Origin of the sequence: Streptomyces glaucescens, assembly GCF_000761215.1 — a bacterium.
Taxonomy (GTDB): Bacteria; Actinomycetota; Actinomycetes; order Streptomycetales; family Streptomycetaceae; genus Streptomyces; species Streptomyces glaucescens_B.
Window position 1 is genome coordinate 3,436,495 of sequence record NZ_CP009438.1, and the last position, 17,775, is coordinate 3,454,269.

Consider the following 17,775-nt stretch of genomic DNA (forward strand, 5'->3'; position numbering starts at 1 on the left):
GGCGTCGCGCACTCATCCGTGACCGATCCGCAACCAATTCCGGTCTTGACCGAGACCCATCAACCGGGCAGGTGATTACGCTCCCCCACATGGCCGACCACACGCCCGACGCCCCCGCACCCGCCCCGGCCGCACCCGGCCGGCACCCGGTCTACGTCATCGGCGGCGGCCCCGGCGGTCTCGCCGCCGCGTACGCGCTGCGCGCCCGGGGCGTACGCGCCGTGGTGCTGGAGAGGTCCGACCGGGTCGGCGCCTCCTGGCGGCGCCACTACGACCGGCTCCACCTGCACACCACGCGCCGGCTGTCCGGCCTTCCGGGACTGCCGATGCCGCGCCGCTTCGGCCGCTGGGTCTGTCGCGACGACGTGGTGCGCTACCTGGAGAAGTACGCCGAGCACCACCGGCTGGACGTGGTGACCGGTGTCGAGGTGACCCGCGTCGACCGCTCCCCCGACGGCACCGGCTGGCTGCTGCACGCCACCGGCGGCCGGGAGCTGACCGGCGCCGCAGTCGTCGTCGCCACCGGCTACAACCACACCCCACGCGTCCCCGACTGGCCCGGCCTCGCCGACTGGAACGGCGACTTCCGGCACTCCCGCGACTACCGCAACGCCGCGCCGTACGCCGGCCGCGACGTCCTCGTCGTCGGCGTCGGCAACACCGGCGCCGAGATCGCCGTCGACCTGGTGGAGGGCGGGGCCGCGCGGGTGCGGCTGGCCGTGCGCACCGTCCCGCACATCGTCCGCCGCTCCAGGGCCGGGTGGGCCGCGCAGTACAGCGGCGTCCTGGCCCGCCGCCTCCCGGTGCGCCTGGTCGACGCGCTGGCCCGGCCGCTGGCCCGGATCAGTGTGCCCGACCTGTCGTCGCACGGCCTGCCCCGCCCCGGCACCGGGCTCTACAGCCGCCAGCGCGAGGGTGCCGTCCCGGTCCAGGACGTGGGCCTGATCGACGCGGTCCGCCGGGGCGAGGTCGAGATCGTCGCCGCCGTGGACTCCTTCGAGGGCGGCAAGGTCGTCCTCGCCGACGGCGACCGCATCGCCCCGGACGCGGTGATCGCCGCCACCGGGTACGTCCGCGCGCTGGAGGGCCTGGTCGGCCATCTCGGCGTGCTCGACGCCCACGGCCGCCCGGTGGCGCACGGCCCCCGCACCCCGCGCCAGGCCCCCGGCCTGTACTTCACCGGGTACACCAACCCGATCAGCGGCATGCTGCGGGAGCTGGCGAGGGACGCGGAGAAGATCGCCAGGGCGGTCGCCCGCGGGGCCGGGGACCGGGTGTCGCGGCTGCCCGGGTGACGTCCCGCCCGGCGCCCTTGCGCTCCGGCCCGACGTGTCCCGGTGCGCGAGCCCTCCGGCGGGGAGGGCTCACGGCAGGGCTGCCCGCGACGGGGAATGCCCCTCAGGCCGCCGCGAGTCGCGCGGCGGCCGGCCGGCGGCGGATCACCAGGGCCATCAGGGCCGCCGCCGCGCACAGCGCGCCGGACGCGTACCAGACCACGTCGTACTCGCCGAAGACGTCGCGGGCCACGCCGCCGAGGAAGGCGACCAGGGCGGCGCCGACCTGGTGGGAGGCCAGCACCCAGCCGAAGACGATCGCGCTGTCCTCGCCGTAGTGCTCCCGGCACAGGGCGACGGTGGGCGGGACGGTGGCCACCCAGTCGAGGCCGTAGAAGACGATGAAGAAGATCATCGGTGGGTGCACGGACGGGCCGAGCAGCATCGGCAGGAAGAGCAGCGAGACGCCGCGCAGGGCGTAGTAGACCGCGAGCAGCCGGCGGGCGTCGAAGCGGTCGGTGAACCAGCCGGAGGCGATGGTGCCGACCACGTCGAACACCCCGATGACCGCGAGCAGCGAGGCAGCGGCGGTGACGGGCATGCCGTGGTCGTGGGCGGCGGGCACGAAGTGGGTCTGGATCAGTCCGTTGGTGGAGGCGCCGCAGATCGCGAAGGTACCGGCCAGCAGCCAGAACGGGCCCGTGCGGGCGGCCCGGGCGAGGACGGTGAGCGCCCGGCGCGCGGCCCCGGGAACCGGCGGCGGCTTCGGCACGAACTCCCGCGCGCCGTACGGCTTCAGCCCCACGTCGGCCGGGTGGTCGCGCAGCAGCAGCCAGACGAAGGGGACGACCGCGAGGGCGGCGAGGGCGACGGTGACGGCGGCCGGGCGCCAGTCGTGGGTCTCGACGATCCAGGACAGCAGCGGCAGGAAGATCAGCTGCCCGGAGGCGGACGCGGCGGTGAGGATGCCGGTGACCAGGCCGCGCCGCTCGGTGAACCAGCGGTTGGTGACCGTCGCGGCGAAGGCGAGCGCCATGGAGCCGCTGCCGAGGCCGACGAGCAGGCCCCAGCAGAGCATGAGCTGCCAGGCGGCCGTCATCCACACCGTGAGCCCGGAGCCGAGCGCGATCACGATCAGCGCGGCCGCGACGACGCGGCGGATGCCGAAGCGGTCCATCAGGGCCGCCGCGAACGGCGCGGTGAGCCCGTAGAGGGCCAGGTTGACGGAGACGGCGGCGCCGATGGTGCCGCGTGACCAGCCGAAGTCCTGGTGCAGCGGATCGATGAGCAGGCCCGGCAGGGAGCGGAAGGCGGCGGCGCCGATGATCGTCACGAAGGTGACGGCGGCGACGAACCAGGCGCGGTGGATCCGGCGGGCGCGGGCGGGGCGGGGTGCCCCACCGCGGTGCCCGGCGGTGTTCCGGGCGGTGGGCCCGGCGGTGTTCCGGGCGGCGGTCGCATCGGTTGTCTCGCTCACGTCATAGAGCTTCGGGCCCGGGGCGAACACGGGCGAGTGGCCCGAGGGACAGCATTCGCTAGGATCGGGCCATGACCCGTGAGCCGAGCGGTGGCCGGGAGTTCCGCCCGCACCGCGTCGTCGTCCTCGCCCTCGACGGGCTGCTCCCCTTCGAACTGGGCATCCCGCACCGCATCTTCGGCCGTCCCAGGGACGCGCGGGGCCGGCACGTCTACGAGGTCGTCACCTGCTCCGTGCGCCCGCCGGGCCCGGTCGAGACGGACGCCGACTTCGCCATCCACGTCGCGCACGGCCCGGAGGCGCTGGCCACCGCCGACACCGTGATCGTGCCGGCGTCGTACGAACTCGGCCCGGTCTACGAGGAGGGCGTGCTGACGGAGGAGCTGGCCGCCGCCCTGGACCGCATCCGGCCCGGCACCCGGCTCGCCTCCATCTGCACCGGCGTGTACGTCCTGGCCGCCGCGGGCCGGCTCGACGGCCGGCCGGCGACCACCCACTGGGCCGACGCGGAACGCCTCCAGCGGCTGTTCCCGAAGGTCAGGGTCGACGCTGACGTGCTGTTCATCGACGACGGCGACGTCCTGACCTCGGCCGGCGTCGCGGCCGGCATCGACCTGTGCCTGCACATCGTGCGCCGCGACCACGGCACGGCCGTCGCCAACGAGGTGGCCCGGCGCACGGTCGTCCCGCCGCACCGTGACGGCGGGCAGGCGCAGTACATCCAGCGCCCGGTGCCCGACCCGCAGCAGGCCACCACGACCGCGGCCCGCGCCTGGGCGCTCGGCCGTCTGCACGAGCCGATCCAGCTTCGGGACATGGCGGAGCAGGAGGCCATGTCGGTGCGCACCTTCACCCGGCGCTTCCGCGAGGAGACCGGCGTCAGCCCCGGCCAGTGGCTCACCCAGCAGCGCGTCGAACGCGCCCGGTACCTGCTGGAGTCCACGGACCTCTCGGTCGACCAGGTCGCCCGGGACGCGGGCTTCGGCACCGCCCAGTCGATGCGCCAGCACCTACAGGCCGCGCTGGGCGTCACCCCCACCGCATACCGCCGGACCTTCCGGGCCGGAGCCGACGGCTCCCCCGGCCGCCGCCCGGCCACCGGAGCCGGGAGCGACACCGCCCTCGGCCACCACCGCGCCGGCCTCGGCGGCGGGACCACCGCCCGGCGCGTCCCCGGCCCGGGGAGCGGCGGCACCGTCGGCCGCCCCGCCGCCGGAGGCGACCGCGTCCGCGGTCCCCGGTCCGATCCGGCCGGGCGCGGCTGACCCGGGTGCCGCGACGGCCCGCCGGTCCAGCCGGGCCTCCCCCCAGGCGCCCACGGCCACCAGCACCAGCGTGAGGCCGACCCCGGCCAGGATCGCCCGGTCCGGAGTCGTCACCTTGAGCAGGGCGCCGGCCGCCGAGCCGGTCACGGCGTATCCGGCGCTGGCCGCCGCGTACATCACCGAGTAGCCCGCGGCCAGCGCGCTCGGCGGAAGGGCCTGCTGGAGCGCCAGGTTGCGGGTGATGACCGCCCCGGCCTGGAGGATGCCCGCGGCGGTCAGCGCGATCGTGATCCCGGCGATGCCGGGCAGCAGGGCGATCAGCGTCGCGCATCCCGACACCCCGAGCATCAGGACCACGCTGCGGGTGCGCAGCCGTCCCGGCCAGGACCGCATCCCGTACAGGAACGCGCCCACGGCGGATCCGAGGGCGAAGCCGCTGAGCAGCGGACCCGCCCAGCCGACGCCGATCCCCCGGTGTTCGAGCAGGGCGGGCAGCAGGAGTTCGGCGAGGGCGAGCAGGGCGATGCTGGCCGCGCCCGTCACGTACACCGGCCAGGCCCCGGCGAGCAGCCGCAGCATCGACCGGCCCTCGGCGGCGGCCTCCTCGACGTCCCAGCCCTCGGGCAGCAGCCACAGTCCGCCGGCGGCGGCGAGCACCAGCAGGGCCGCGAGCAGCAGCGGCACCCGGGGTGCGACGCCGAGGGCCAGTCCGGTGACGGCGGCCGGGGAGAGCGCCCAGATCCCGGACATCAGCATCGATTCGACGGACAGCGCCTGGGTGACGGCGTGCTTCGGCACGAGCCGTCCGGTGAGCAGGGAGCGCAGCCCGCCGGCCGACGCGGCGGGCGCGGCCCCGGCGAGGAAGGCGCACGCCGCCAGGACCACCGCGGGCGCCTGCGGCAGCGTCCCGAGGCCGGCGAATCCGACGGCCCCGGCGGCGAGTCCGGCCGCCATCTGCCGCCGGGCCGTCTCGGGCCGTACCCGCATGCCGAGCACCGGTGCCCCGACGATCTCCCCGAGCACGTACGCCGCCGCGAGCAGCGCCCCGAGCGAATAGCCACCGGGCCGTTCCCGCACGAGGAAGACCACGGCCAGCGGCGCCATGGCCACCGGCATGCGGGCGCCGACGGCGACGAGCGACCAGGTGAGGACCGGTCGGGTGGCCAGTTCGCGATAGGTCATGCGGGTGACGGTAGGGGGTGGCACCGTCAACCCCCAGCGGTTTTCCCGCCCCTGTGGAAAACCGGCGGCCCACACCCGGGCGGAGGCCGGGACGGCCGGCCCGTACGGCCCGCCGCACGGTCATCCGCGCCCCGCCGGACCGGACTTCGCCGTGAACGCGGGGTCCGGGTGTCGAAAAGTTGTCCACAGCCTGTGGAGAAACAAGTCCGGTTCGGCCGTCGGGAAGGTCCGGGTGGCGGCGCGAGAGCGCCCGCCCCGAGCACGGCACCACGCGCCGCCATCCGGCCCCGGCGCTCCCACCCCTCGGCCCCCGTGGCCTTGCGGGACCGGCGCCGGTTCACGACCCGCACTCGCCGAGGGCTTCCGTCACGGGAGCCCTCGCCGTCCCCTCGCGGCGAATCGCTGACCACAAGCGTGATCAAACGGACACGGGACGTCAACACCCAATCGGTGATGTGTCACTTAAGTCCGGTGTGACGGAGGCGCGCACGGAAGCACGTCACGGCGCACCGCCCCATGGCCCCGCACGGTCCGCCGGAGCCCGTGCCCCCGTGCCCCGTGCGGCCTCACACCGCTTCGAAGGCCAGCCCCTCGTACGCCACCGCACCGGCGTCCGGACAGGCCCGGGCCGTTCCGTCCGGCACGTCGCGGCGGTCGAGTTCGCACCAGATGCGCTTGCCGGCGCCCTCCGGGCACCATCCCCAGCGGTCGGCGAGCCCGTCGACGAGCGCGAGGCCGCGCCCGCCGGTCTCCTCGCACTCGGCCCAGCGCGGCACCGGCGCGCGGGTACTGCCGTCGGCGACCTCCAGGCGGACCGTCGCCCTGCCGGGGGCCGGGGTCCGGGGCAGGCACAGCCGCAGCACGGCCGGGCAACCGGTGTGCACCACGGCGTTGGTGACCAGTTCGGAGACGATCAGGACCAGCGTCTCGGCGAGCGGTTCGTCGGCCGCTATCGCGGACCCGGCGAGCCGCGCGCGTGCCCACCTCCGGGCCCGCCCCACTTCAGCGGGGTCGGGCCGGATCTCCAGTTGCACTTGAAGCACCTGCACCGCTCACACCATCCGAACCGATGGACACCGAGGCTCGCGCCCCATGAGGGCCACGATCGTAGCCATTTTCCGCATGACCAGAACAACGGCCAGAGCAAGGGTCACGGAACGTGAGTCCCTTGCAGCACAGCTTCGTTGACGTACCGTCACCCCAACAAGCGCTTCGGGCATATTCCCGCGCGAAGGAGTACCCGTGCGGCATACTGTGCGACCCTCGTCACGGGGAGTCGAACAGCCGGAATGCGGCGCGTCCGCCCCAAGGTACCGGAGGGGGGCCGGAGCAGCGGGACACGGCGGGTCCCGCGCGGCTGCTCCCCCGAGATCGACGCTGAGTAACACCGGCATGCCACGATCCGTGACATCGACGGGCGTGGAACCCTGCCGTCCGCCACGCTTCCCCGGCACCGCGGCCGGTACCCGCTCAACGCGCCGACCACGGCGGGCCGGAGCGCGGGCGGCTCCTCGCGCGCCGCGCCGCACCGCTTTCGACGGGTCTGCCGACTTCCGTGCGGGCAGGGCCGGTTGGGACTTCCGGTGCCCAAGCCGCGGCCCACGGGCGGTGAGTGGGCTCCGCGCCCGCGGGAGGGCGCTCCGCCTCACGGCCGCCGGGGCGGCCGGGGGAACGACTCCCTCCCGCGCGGGGAGAGGTCGCGCGAGGTGCCCGGACACCGGGCGCGCGGGCGCTATTCGGAGACGGTGAAGTAGCGCGCGAAGGCGGGCACGACGTCCGCCTCGCCGACCTTGCCGTCCGCGTCGGCGTCGAGTGCGGCGGCGGCCGCGCGGGCGGTGTCCTCGGGCGCGCCGAGCACGGCCAGCGCCCGCGCGGTGTCCTCGACGGTCGCCGCGCCGTCGCCGTCCGTGTCGGCGACGGCGAGGGCGGCGTGCAGGAAGGGCCGGGCGATCTCCGCGAACCGATCCGGGTTGTCCCGCAGCCGCTTCACCGCCCCGCCCACGAACTCGTCGCGGGTGATGCGCTGATCACCGTCCCGGTCCGCGATCCCCGCCATGCCCTGCCAGAACGCTTCCGCGCCGCCGTACAGCGCCTGGCCCTTGTCGGACCGGGCGGCCGTACCGAACTCCGCGAGCAGCGCCTTGGCCGCCCGGTTGAAGTCCTCGCGGTCGATGGAGCCGTTGCCGTCCTGGTCGAAGATGGCGAACCTGGCCGCGATCCTGCGCTCGTACTCGCTGCTGACCATGTCTTCTCGGGCCGCCTTACATCACGTGGAGGTGCGTCTCGCTCGGAGCGTACGACGCGGCGGCGCTCCGGGAGCGGGAAAACGACGGTTGTGCCAAGACCGGGGGAATTTCGGGACGAGGGTGTGGCGAAGCGTTCAGGCCGACAGCGGGCGGGACTCCTCCGAGACGGCCGCGGCGAGGTCGGGCTGGACGTCGAACAGGCGGCGCACGCCCAGGGCACCCAGCACGCGGTTGACGTGCGCGCCGCCCCCACGCCCGGCCGCGCCCGCGCGGGAGGCGCCCCCGTCCGCGCCCTCCGCGGGGAGTATCAGCCGCAGCCGGCCCTGGCAGGAGCGCAGCAGCCGGCGGGTGGCGATGAGCACCCCGACGCCGCTGGAGTCGCAGAAGAAGACCTCGGAGAGGTCCAGGACGAGGCTGTGGCGGCCCTCGGCCACCACGTCGTGCACCCGTTGACGCAGCAGCGGCGACGTCACCAGGTCCAGCTCGCCCGACACATGGAGCACGGCCCACTCGCCCCGCTCGTCACCCGTCACATTGAGCGCCACCACCATGTCCTTCGTTCGCCGGAGCTTCCCGGTATCACCGCCCGGAAACGGAAGCAGTCCCTACGCTTCTCTGAGCGTGGCTGCCCAGCGGCCGTTCCCTGAAACACCGGGCCGGAAACGGGAACCGATCGGAAAGGGCTTGTTCCAGTCGACTTCGATCCTGTTCGATCAGAACTCATATAGGTCTGAGCACCATGGCGTCGGGTACGCACCAGAAAGGGAGGTCCGTTACCACTCGCGGCCCGTCGGGGGCGCGCATTGCCGCAAAGGAAGTGCGCTGTCGGACGCGCCGACTACATTCGGGACCACGGTGGACGCACGCCGGAGTCATGACCGGACCCGGCGCCGACGCAAGGGGAGGGGGCCCTGTGGCGACAAAGGACGCACCACCCCACTGGGACCGCGCGATGCAGCAGCGGCTCGCCCGCGGCGAGGCAGCCGCCCTGGGCGAGCTGTACGACCGCTTCGCCACCCTCGTGCACGGCCTCGCGCACCGCGTGCTCGGCGACCGGCGCGCGGCCGACGGTGTCACCCGCGAGGTCTTCGCCCACATCTGGGAACACCCCCGGCACCTACGACCCCGGTCAGGGACCCCTGCGCTCCTGGGTCGCGGGCCTCACCCACCGCCTCGCCGTGCAGCGCCTGCGCGCCACCGAGGCCGCCGCACTGGCCGACGGGCACGGCACCTCCGAGGAACTGGAACGAAAGGTCCGGCACGCCGCCGTCGCCGCCCGCGCCGACTACATCGTCCAGGCCATGCCGGCGCCGCTGCGGGCCGCGCTGGAACTCGCCTACTTCCAGCGCCGTGACTACCGCCAGACCGCGGCCGCACTCGACGTCACCGAGGACGAGGCCCGCCGCCGGCTCCGCCTCGGCCTCCAACTGCTGTCCACCGCCCACGACTCCGGCACCCCCGGCGCTCCGCCCGGGTACGGGGGTGCGGCATGACCGGGACCGGCCGCCGCGGCGACGGCCGGCGCGGGGACGACGGCCACGCGGCCCGCATACCGCAGCCCCGTCCCGCCGTGGAGGACGGCGGCCTGCCCCTGCCCGCCCTCGACGCGCTGCACGCGGCCATGACACCGCCCGAACTGCCCCACGCCGTCCTGAAGTCACTGCTGGGTGCCTGGGCGCTGGCCGCCTGCTCCCCGCAGGAGACCGCGGCCGTCGAGGACCACCTCGGCCGCTGCGGAGGCTGTGCCGACGAGGCGCGGCGGCTGCGCGAGGCCGTCGGACTGCTCCAGCGGCCCGACTCCCTCGACCTGGACCCCGCCCTGCGCACCCGCGTCCTGGAGAGCTGTCTGGACCGCCGCCCGCCCCGCATACCGGTCCCCGAGTGGGCGGGCGCCTACGACGCGGAGACCGCGCGGCTCGACGCGCTGCTCCAGGACTTCGGGGACGCGGAGTGGCACGCGCCGGTGCGGCTGCGCTGGTACGACGGCAAGGCGCCCGCGAGCCGGCGGACGACCGTCGCCGGGGTCATCGCCCATCTCCTCGCGGTCGACGGGCTGGTGGCGCTCGCCCTCGGACTCGACGACCCGCTGGGCGGCCTCGGTCCGCAGCCGCCCACCCCGGCGCAGCGCACGGAGGCGTACTGGCGCGCCTCCCGTTTCCCGGACGCCGGGTCCGTGCGCGGGCCCTGGCGGGAGCAGAGCCACGGCATCGTGCGGACCGTCGCCCTCACCGGCGACGGCGCGGGCCGCGTGGTGTCGTACACCGACTTCTCCCTGCCGCTGCCCGACGCGCTGGTCGACCGGGCCTTCGAGTGCTGGGTGCACGCGGAGGACATCGCGGACGCCGTGGACTACCCCTACGCCGCGCCGTCCGGCCGCCATCTGCACCGCATGATCGACCTCGCGGCCCGCATGCTGCCGCAGGTCCTCGCCGAGCGCCGCCGGTCGGGCCTGGCGCCCGCGCGGCCCGGCCGCCATCTCGTCGAGGCGGGCGGACCCGGCCGCACCCTGCGCCTGGAGATCGAGGGCTCCGGCGGAGGCGAGTGGCTGATCCCGCTGGACTCGCCCGCGGCCGCCCCCTCCACGGACCACGAGGTGGCCCATGTCGCCCTGGAGGGCGTGGAGTTCTGCGCGCTGGCCGCGGGGCGGCTGGCGCCGGAGGAGGCGGCGGCCGGTCAGGACGGCGACCGCGGGGCCATCAGGGACGTGCTCCTCGCGGCGGCTTCGCTGAGCCGCCTGTAGGGGCGGGCGCGGGCACCGCCGACCGCGGCCGGCCGGCACCCGGCCGGCCGCCGGCGGCGAAGGCCCCGTGCCCCGGTGCGGCCAGGGCCTTTCGTTCGGATCAGCCCGGCTTGAGGTCCGGAGCCTCTCGACCGACCCGAGCGGGGTCTGGTGCGTGCGGCTGCACGGCGACCGACGACAACGCCGCGGATGCGCGTGCCAGGCCCCGCGACGCCGGTGATCCGAACGACAGGTCCTAGCTAGGCGAACACCACCGTGCGCCGCCCGTTGAGCAGGATGCGGTGCTCGGCGTGCCACTTCACCGCGCGCGCGAGCGCCTGGCACTCCACGTCGCGCCCGATGGCGACCAGCTGGTCGGGGGTGACGTCGTGGCCGACCCGCTCGACCTCCTGCTCGATGATCGGCCCCTCGTCGAGGTCCGCCGTCACGTAGTGCGCGGTCGCGCCGATCAGCTTCACGCCGCGCGCGTGCGCCTGGTGGTACGGCTTCGCTCCCTTGAAGCTCGGCAGGAAGGAGTGGTGGATGTTGATGATCCGTCCGCTGAGCTGCTTGCACAGGTCGTCGGAGAGCACCTGCATGTAGCGGGCCAGCACGACCAGCTCGACCCGCTGCTCGCGCACGATCTCCAGCAGCCGCGCCTCCGCGTCCGCCTTGGTGTCCTTGGTCACGGGGATGTGGTGGAAGGGGACGTCGTACGACCCCACCAGTTCCGCGAAGTCGGTGTGGTTCGACACCACCGCGGCGATGTCCACGGGCAGCGCCCCGATCCGGGCCCGGAACAGCAGGTCGTTCAGGCAGTGCCCGAACTTGCTGACCATCAGCAGGACCCGCATCCGCTCCTCGGCCCGGTGGATCTGCCAGTCCATGTGGAAGGAGTCACCGATCGCGGCGAAGCTGGCGCGCAGCTTGTCCACCGTCACCGGCGTCTCCGCGGAGAAGTGGACGCGCATGAAGAACAGCCCGGTGTCCTGGTCACCGAACTGCTGGCTGTCCACGATGTTGCAGCCGGTCATGAACAGGTAGCTCGACACGGCGTGCACGATGCCCTGCTTGTCGGGGCAGGAGAGGGTGAGGACGTACTGCTCGGCGGGGGCCGCGGCTCCGGTGGGCTGCTCATTCATGCAGCAAAGGGTCCCACAAGGAGCCGCACCGCAGGCAACCGTCCCGTCAGCCGGACCTCGCCCCGTGCGTCACGCGACGCGGGTGAGGATGCGCAGCACGTCGAGCGTGCGGGGTGCCGCGTCCGGGTCGTCCCCGTCGCTCACCGCCATCCGCACGTGCGCGTCCCGGGCCGCCCGCACCGCCTCCGGCCAGTCCTGGTGGTGGAGGTACGACGACACCGGGGCGTCCGGTCCCACCTGGTGCATGATCCGCAGCACCCGGAGCACGGCGGTGTCGACGAGCGCCGCCTCCTGGGAGTCGCGGAAGATCGTGCCGACGTACTTCTCGGCGGACCAGTGGTCCAGCCAGGTGTCCTCGACGAGCCGGTAGACGGCGTCGGTCACGTCCCCGTACCCCTCGACACCCGCCAGCCAGACGTCCCGCTGGAACACCGGGTCGGAGAGCATGTGCAGCGCGGAGCGCACATTGCTGCGCCAGCGCCACCACGGCATGTCGTTCAGTGGCATGCCACCCATCGTGGATGAGCGACGGCCGCGACGGGAAGAGTTCTCCGAACCTTGGACACCTTGCACGGTCATCGATCGTACGTTCCCCTCAGCGAGCCGCTCACGGGCCCCCGTAATTCACCTGCGCGTCACCCTTCGTTGACCGAAGGTCACTCCCAGGTTAGCGATGTGGCGGAATCGTGCGGAGCCATGACCGGCAGGCGGCGCACCCGCAGCACATTCCTCCCCATCATCGGCCGATCCGCCCTCGCCCGATCCACCAGAGCGGGTGCCCGCGCGGTGGCGGCCATGGCGGCGTGCACGTCACTCGCCGCCGGCTGTGGTGTCGTCCCCGGTGTCACGGGGGGCGCCGGGGACGACACCATCACCGTGATGACCTGGGCGCCGCTGGAGACCGGCGCGGCCGACAAGCCCGGCATTCCGGCCCTCGCCCTCGCCTACGCCCGGCACGTGAACGCCCAGGGCGGTATCGACGGCCGCAAGATCAAGGTGCTGATCTGCAACGACCGCAACGACAGCGTGGAGGCCGCGAAGTGCGCCCGGCGGGCGGTCAAGGAGGACGTGGTCGCGGTCGTCGGCTCCTACAGCCAGTACGCCGACTCCTTCTTCCCGGTCCTGGAGGGCGCCGGCATCCCCTACATCGGCGGCTACGGCGCGACGAACGACGAGTTCACCAGCCCCATGTCCTACCCGGTCAACGGCGGCCAGCCCGCGCTGCTGGCCGGCCTCGGCAAGGAGCTGGCCGCCGGCTGCGGCCCGGTCGTCCTGGTCCGGCCGGACACCATAGCGGGCGACGAGCTGCCCACCCTGATCGACTCCGGGCTGAAGGCGGGCGGCCACGGGAAGGCGGACGACCTGCGCGCCGCCGAGGACGCCACGGAGTACTCGGCCCGGTCCGAGCGGGCGCTGGAGCGGGCGACCTCCGACCCGGCGGAGCGGGGCTGTGTGGTGCCCGCGCTCGGCGACCGCACCAGCACCTTCATGGACTCCTTCCGCCGCGCCCGGCAGGACTACCCGGAGGTCCGCACCGGGACCGTGCTCGGCAGCGTCGACCAGACCGTGATCGACGCCTCCGGCGGCCGGTCGGGGCCGTACGAGGGGGCGTACATCACCGGCTGGTACCCGGTGGAGACCGACGAGCGCTGGGACGGGATGAAGCGGGTGATCCGGGAGCAGGCCTTCGCCGACACCCGGATCGACCCGGCGGACGCCGGAGTGCAGACGAGCTGGATCGCGTACACCGTCTTCCGGGCCGTCGTCGAGGCCGTCCCGGACGGCGAGGAGGTGACCGCGAGCACGGTGCGCCGCACCCTGGACGACGGCATCGAGGTCAGCACGGGCGGGCTCACGCCGACCCTGCGCTGGCGGTTCCAGGACAAGCTGGCCTCGGTGGGCTTCCCGCGCCTGGTCAACGCCGACGTCACCCTCCAGGTCGTGCGCGACGGGCGGCTGGTCGCGGCCCGCGAGGGGTTCGTCGACGTGACCCGCACCCTGGAGGGCGCCGAGGTCGGCTGAGGACACCCCCGAGGGGGTGTCCCCCTGCTCACAGCTGGGTGGGCTGGCGCTCGGTCAGTCCGTAGGTCCGCGCGATCGCGTTCCACAGCTTGGCGGCCTGCGCCTTCTGCGTGGTCGCGGTGCCGCTCTCCCGGTTGCCCGCCTCCGTCTGGCCGGTGCTGCGGGCCTGCCCCTTCTTGCAGAGCTTGCCCTTGTGCGAGGCCACCTGGTCGGCCCAGGCCGCGTAGTGGTTGTCGGCGGACGCGGACGCCTTCCAGGCGTCGGTGAGCGCGGCGGTCAGCGCCGCGTGGTCCGGCAGCTTGTCGACGGCCAGCCCGGACAGCTGGGTGACCAGCGCGTTGCGCTGCTTGGCCGCGTCGCGCAGGTCCTTCGCCGCCTGCGTGAGGTTGCTGCACGACTTGACGTCGTTCACCGCGTTGATCACCGCGGTGCGGCTGGCACCGCTGTCGGCGAGCAGCTTGTCCAGGGCGACCGCCTGCTGCTCCGCCGGGTCGGGGGACGGCGAGGCGGACGGGGAGGCGGAGGCCGGGGCGGACGCGCTCGCCGGTGCCGTGGCGGAGACCGTCTCCGGGGAGTCCTCGTCGCCGCCGCTGCCGAGCAGCGCGCCCGCGCCGATGCCGACCACCGCGATGGCGACGCCGCACGCCGCGATCACCGGCAGCCGGGAGCCGGTACGGCCACCGCGGCCGCGGCTCGGCGCGGGTTCGGCGTAGGCGGGCGCGGACGGCTGCGGCCCCTGGACGCGGGGCAGCTGCCGGGTGCCCTCGGGGGCGTCGGCGGAGCGGAAGAGGTTGTCGAACTCGGCGGGCGGCTGCCGCTCCCCGGCGACGGGCGGGATGTACTGGGTGGCGTCGGCGTCGGATCCGGCCGGCCGCGGGGCGGCCGGCGGCTGCCCGCCCGCGCCGGGCGCGCCGCCGGAGCGGGCACGCCCCAGGTAGTGGGTGGTCTCGGCGGGCCGCTCCGGGGCCCCCGCGGCCGGCATCTCGGGCGGCAGCGCGCCCGGCGTCACCGGCGGCAGGTACTGGGTCGCGCCCTCGTCGGCGGACGCCGTCCCGGGCCGCACGGGCGGCAGGTACTGGGTGGCGTTGTCCTGGCCCGCCGCCCCGGGGCCGCCCCCGGGCAGGCCGGAACCGCCGGCGACCGGCGGTATGTACTGCGTGGCACCCTCGTCGCCGTGCGGCGGCAGCGCCCCGCCGCCCGTGGCACCCGGACCCCCGGGGTACGCCCCGGGCGCGGCACCCGACGGCCCGGGGTATCCCCCGCTCGTGCCGTCCTGCGCCGGGTGGGCGGGAGCGCCGTACGCCCCCTGGCCGGAGCCGTACGCCCCCTGACCCGGTCCGTACGCCCCCTGGTCCCCGCCGTACGCCCCCGGGCTCCCGCCGTACGCCCCGTGGTCCCCGCCGTACGCGGGGGACACCGCGCCCTCGGGCGGCAGCGGGCCGGCGCCCTGGGCGGGCGGGGCACCGGCGCCGGGCTGGGGCCCCGGGTAGCCGCCCTGGGGGGCGCCCCAGCCCTGGTCCGGCGGCGCCGGCCAGTTCTGCTGCGGGGCGTGCTGCTCCTGGCCGGGTCCCCAGGGCTGGCCCCAGGTCTGGCCGCCGGGCGGCGCCTGGGCCGGGAGCGGGCCGCCGGCGGGGCCTGCCTGCGTGCCCGGCAGCAGGGGCTCGCCACCGTCGGAGGGCAGCACGATGCCTTCGCGCGCGGGCTGCGCCGAGGGCTCCTCGCCCTGTCCACTCTGCGTCACCGGGACTCCTACGAATGGGGGACCTTCGGAATCGTCGGCTCACGCTACCGGGTCCCCGGAGCCGGGTGCCACGCAGCACGGGGCGCGATCCCGTTCCCTGTGACGGCGGTTACAGGACCGCCCGGCGGCGCGCGGCTTATGTCACCTCCCTTCCACCGCCCTCGCCGCTCACGCGGCCTGCTGGAGTTCCAGCCGCGCCCCGAACTCCCGCACCACCGCCTCCTCGCGGAACGGCTCCAGGCGCGCCTGGAAGTCCTCCAGGTACTCGGCGCCCCGGTTGGACCGCAGGGTGTCCAGGAGTTCCACGGCCTTCATCCCCGTGTGGCAGGCCTGTTCGATCTCGCGCTGCTGCACCTGGGCGGTGGCGAGCAGCACATAGCCGATCGCGCGCCGCCGGGCCCGGGACTCGGGGTGGCCGTCCAGGGACTGCCGAGCGGCCCGCGCGGCGGCCTCGGCCTGCCCGAGGTCGCGGTGGCAGTGGGCGAGTTCGTCGGCGAGGTACGCCTCGTCGAAGTGGGCGATCCAGGCGGGATCGTCCCCGGAGGACGGGTCCGCCCGCTCCATGGCGCCCACCGCGCGGCCCACCGCCTCCTGGGCGGCGCGCGCGTCCCCCATCAGCGCGTGGCCGCGTGCCTCCGCCGCGTGGAACATGGCCTCCGCGCGCGGGGTCACGCGCCCCCGTGCCCCCTCCTGCGCCGCCCGCGCCAACTGGGCGATCTCGCGCGGGTTGCCGAGCTGGGCGGCGAGATGGCTCATGGAGGCGGCGAGGACATAGCCGCCGTAGCCGCGGTCGCCGGCCGCCTGGGCCAGCCGGAGCGCCTGGATGTAGTAGCGCTGGGCGAGGCCCGGCTGCCCGGTGTCCACCGCCATGTACCCGGCCAGCTCGGTCAACCGCGCCACGGCGGCGAACAGTTCGCGGCCCACGGCCTCCCGGTAGGAGCCGGCGAGCAGGCCGGAGACCACGCTGTTGAGGTAGTGCACGACGACCGGGCGGACGTGCCCGCTGCCGTACTGGTGGTCCAGGTCGACCAGCGCCTGGGTCATGGAGCGCACGGCGGCCACGTCCGACCGGCCCACGCGGGGACCGGCCGAGCGCGCCACCTGCGCGTCGGGCGCCGAGATCAGCCAGTCGCGGCTCGGCTCGACCAGCGCCGAGGCGGCGACGGACGAACCGGACAGGAAGTCGCGGCGCCCGACGTCGCTGCGCCACAGCTCGCAGACCTGCTCGATGGCTCCCAGTACCGTCGGCGAGAACTGGAGGCCGACGCCCGACGCGAGGTTCTTGCCGTTGGCCATGCCGATCTCGTCGATCGTGACCGTCCGGCCGAGTTTGCGGCCCAGCGCCTCGGCGATGATCGCCGGGGCGCGTCCGCGCGGCTGCTGTCCGCGCAGCCAGCGCGCCACGGACGTCTTGTCGTAGCGCAGGTCGAGCCCGTGTTCGGCGCCGCACATGTTGACCCGGCGGGCGAGCCCGGCGTTCGAGCACCCCGCCTCCTGGATGAGCGCCTGCAGCCGTTCGTTCGGCTGCCGCGCGACGAGAGGCCTTGCGGCCATGGCGTAACCCCCTGTGGCTGCGGTGCCTGCCCGTGCACCGGTTGTCGTGTCTTCCCCGGCCGCACCCCGCCGCCGGTGGCGTGGAGTCCGGTCGGGAAGATCAATGCCCCGCCGTCGTACCGAAAATGCGGACATGCCACGAAAACGCGGAGCATGCACGGATTGCCCGGACCGGCGGGGTGAACAGCACCCTGCCCACCCGTTCCCCTCCTGGCTACCCCCGGGCCGCCACTGATCCCCGCGCGCGCCCCCACCCATGCACCCATGCGCCCCGGACGCCGGACCGGTGCTCCTCCCCCGCGCGCGGCCAGGGCCGTAACCCGCGGTGAGCACGGGAGTTGAGCCCTTCGTGGAAGAGACGCTCCCGGCCACCGAAGCCGCACACATTCCGAAGCAGCGCGGCGCATCGCTGCTGGAGACCGCCGTTCGCTACGCCGAGGATCGCCACTGGGAGGTGTTCCCCGGCACCTGGCTGGAGACCGTCGACGGACGACAGCACTGCTCCTGCGGCGACACCCTGTGCGACGAGCCCGGCGCGCACCCCGCGGACGCGGACTGGGCGACCCGGGCGACCGGCAGCGCGACCGTCGTGCGCCGCATGTGGCAGCAGCGGCCGAACGCGTCGATCCTGCTGCCCACGGGACGCACCTTCGACACCGTCCACGTGCCCGAGACGGCGGGCTTCCTCGCGCTGGCGCGCCTGGAGCGCATGGAACTGACCCTGGGACCGGTCACGTTGACCCCGGCACGGCGGATGCAGTTCTTCGTGCTGCCCGGGGCGGCGGCCAAGGTGCCCGGGCTGCTGCGGCACCTGGGCTGGTCGCCGGCGACGCTGGACCTGGAGACGCTGGGCGAGGGCGGTTACGTGGCCGCGCCGCCCACGCGGTACGGGTCGCGGGGGGCCGTGCAGTGGGCGTGCCGGCCGACTCCGGCGAACCGCTGGCTGCCGGACGCCGAGGAGCTGGTCCCGGCGCTCGCCTACGCGTGTGGCCGGGACCGCTGACACCGGGCGGCCCGCCCGGCCGCTGACCGCCGGCGAGCGCGGGTGCCCGTGACGTCCGGGCCCTGACGCCGGGACGGCGCGCACCGCCCCGCGCCCCCGGACGGCGCTCGCCCGCGCCGTCCGCGGCCGGCCGCGCCACCCGGGCCGCGC

13 protein-coding genes and 1 pseudogene are annotated in these 17,775 nt (G+C 74.9%); 6 read left to right on the forward strand and 8 right to left on the reverse strand.

Annotated elements, in window-relative coordinates:
• The first annotated feature begins 89 nt into the window (after positions 1-89).
• Positions 90-1,295: a flavin-containing monooxygenase gene (locus SGLAU_RS14790; RefSeq protein WP_043501811.1), complete on the forward strand. Its 1,206-nt coding sequence runs from the start codon at positions 90-92 to the stop codon at positions 1,293-1,295.
• A gap of 103 nt (positions 1,296-1,398) precedes the next feature.
• Here the strand turns inward: SGLAU_RS14790 and SGLAU_RS14795 are convergent, their stop codons facing one another.
• Entirely contained in the window at positions 1,399-2,751 is a 1,353-nt protein-coding gene (locus SGLAU_RS14795; RefSeq protein ID WP_043506633.1) for an MFS transporter, read from the reverse strand.
• A 71-nt stretch (positions 2,752-2,822) separates the two neighbouring features.
• On the opposite strand from SGLAU_RS14795, the gene SGLAU_RS33620 reads away from it, so the two are divergent.
• Positions 2,823-4,016 (forward strand): GlxA family transcriptional regulator, encoded by a 1,194-nt coding sequence (locus SGLAU_RS33620; protein ID WP_244315214.1) that lies wholly within the window; start codon positions 2,823-2,825, stop codon positions 4,014-4,016.
• A gap of 1,748 nt (positions 4,017-5,764) precedes the next feature.
• On the opposite strand, the gene SGLAU_RS14805 is transcribed toward SGLAU_RS33620, so the two are convergent.
• The 3 genes from SGLAU_RS14805 to SGLAU_RS14815 all read right to left on the reverse strand — a co-directional run bounded on the left by SGLAU_RS14805 (position 5,765) and on the right by SGLAU_RS14815 (position 7,995).
• On the reverse strand, positions 5,765-6,232 hold the full coding sequence (locus tag SGLAU_RS14805; protein WP_043501813.1) for an ATP-binding protein: 468 nt from the start codon (positions 6,230-6,232) through the stop codon (positions 5,765-5,767).
• Positions 6,233-6,930: 698 nt separating this feature from the next.
• A complete protein-coding gene (locus SGLAU_RS14810; RefSeq protein ID WP_043501815.1) occupies positions 6,931-7,443 on the reverse strand; it encodes an EF-hand domain-containing protein in 513 nt (170 codons plus the stop codon).
• A gap of 135 nt (positions 7,444-7,578) precedes the next feature.
• The gene (locus tag SGLAU_RS14815) at positions 7,579-7,995 is read right to left on the reverse strand and encodes an STAS domain-containing protein (RefSeq protein WP_043501816.1); all 417 of its coding nucleotides are present in this window, start codon (positions 7,993-7,995) and stop codon (positions 7,579-7,581) included.
• Between the two features lie 362 nt (positions 7,996-8,357).
• On the opposite strand from SGLAU_RS14815, the pseudogene SGLAU_RS14820 reads away from it, so the two are divergent.
• A pseudogene (locus tag SGLAU_RS14820) lies at positions 8,358-8,937 on the forward strand (RNA polymerase sigma factor).
• Positions 8,934-10,184 (forward strand): maleylpyruvate isomerase N-terminal domain-containing protein, encoded by a 1,251-nt coding sequence (locus tag SGLAU_RS14825; protein ID WP_052413761.1) that lies wholly within the window; start codon positions 8,934-8,936, stop codon positions 10,182-10,184. The pseudogene SGLAU_RS14820 and the gene SGLAU_RS14825 overlap by 4 nt, the downstream one beginning before the upstream one ends.
• 239 nt (positions 10,185-10,423) lie before the next feature.
• Here SGLAU_RS14825 and purU read toward each other — a convergent pair whose 3' ends face one another.
• Together purU and SGLAU_RS14835 are read right to left on the reverse strand one after the other, a co-directional pair.
• Entirely contained in the window at positions 10,424-11,305 is an 882-nt protein-coding gene (gene purU, locus SGLAU_RS14830; protein ID WP_043501818.1) for a formyltetrahydrofolate deformylase, read from the reverse strand.
• Between the two features lie 69 nt (positions 11,306-11,374).
• On the reverse strand, positions 11,375-11,884 hold the full coding sequence (locus SGLAU_RS14835) for an SCO4402 family protein (protein ID WP_043501820.1): 510 nt from the start codon (positions 11,882-11,884) through the stop codon (positions 11,375-11,377).
• A gap of 117 nt (positions 11,885-12,001) precedes the next feature.
• Here SGLAU_RS14835 and SGLAU_RS14840 point away from each other — a divergent pair, with 117 nt between their 5' ends.
• Positions 12,002-13,327 (forward strand): ABC transporter substrate-binding protein, encoded by a 1,326-nt coding sequence (locus tag SGLAU_RS14840; protein ID WP_043501821.1) that lies wholly within the window; start codon positions 12,002-12,004, stop codon positions 13,325-13,327.
• A 28-nt stretch (positions 13,328-13,355) separates the two neighbouring features.
• Here SGLAU_RS14840 and SGLAU_RS14845 read toward each other — a convergent pair whose 3' ends face one another.
• Both SGLAU_RS14845 and SGLAU_RS14850 read right to left on the reverse strand, forming a co-directional pair.
• Entirely contained in the window at positions 13,356-15,068 is a 1,713-nt protein-coding gene (locus SGLAU_RS14845) for a hypothetical protein (RefSeq protein ID WP_043501823.1), read from the reverse strand.
• Positions 15,069-15,236: 168 nt separating this feature from the next.
• Complete coding sequence (locus tag SGLAU_RS14850; RefSeq protein WP_043501824.1) at positions 15,237-16,622, reverse strand: hypothetical protein; 1,386 nt, start codon at positions 16,620-16,622, stop codon at positions 15,237-15,239.
• A 349-nt stretch (positions 16,623-16,971) separates the two neighbouring features.
• On the opposite strand from SGLAU_RS14850, the gene SGLAU_RS14855 reads away from it, so the two are divergent.
• A complete protein-coding gene (locus SGLAU_RS14855; RefSeq protein WP_043501826.1) occupies positions 16,972-17,625 on the forward strand; it encodes a bifunctional DNA primase/polymerase in 654 nt (217 codons plus the stop codon).
• Positions 17,626-17,775: the final 150 nt, after the last annotated feature.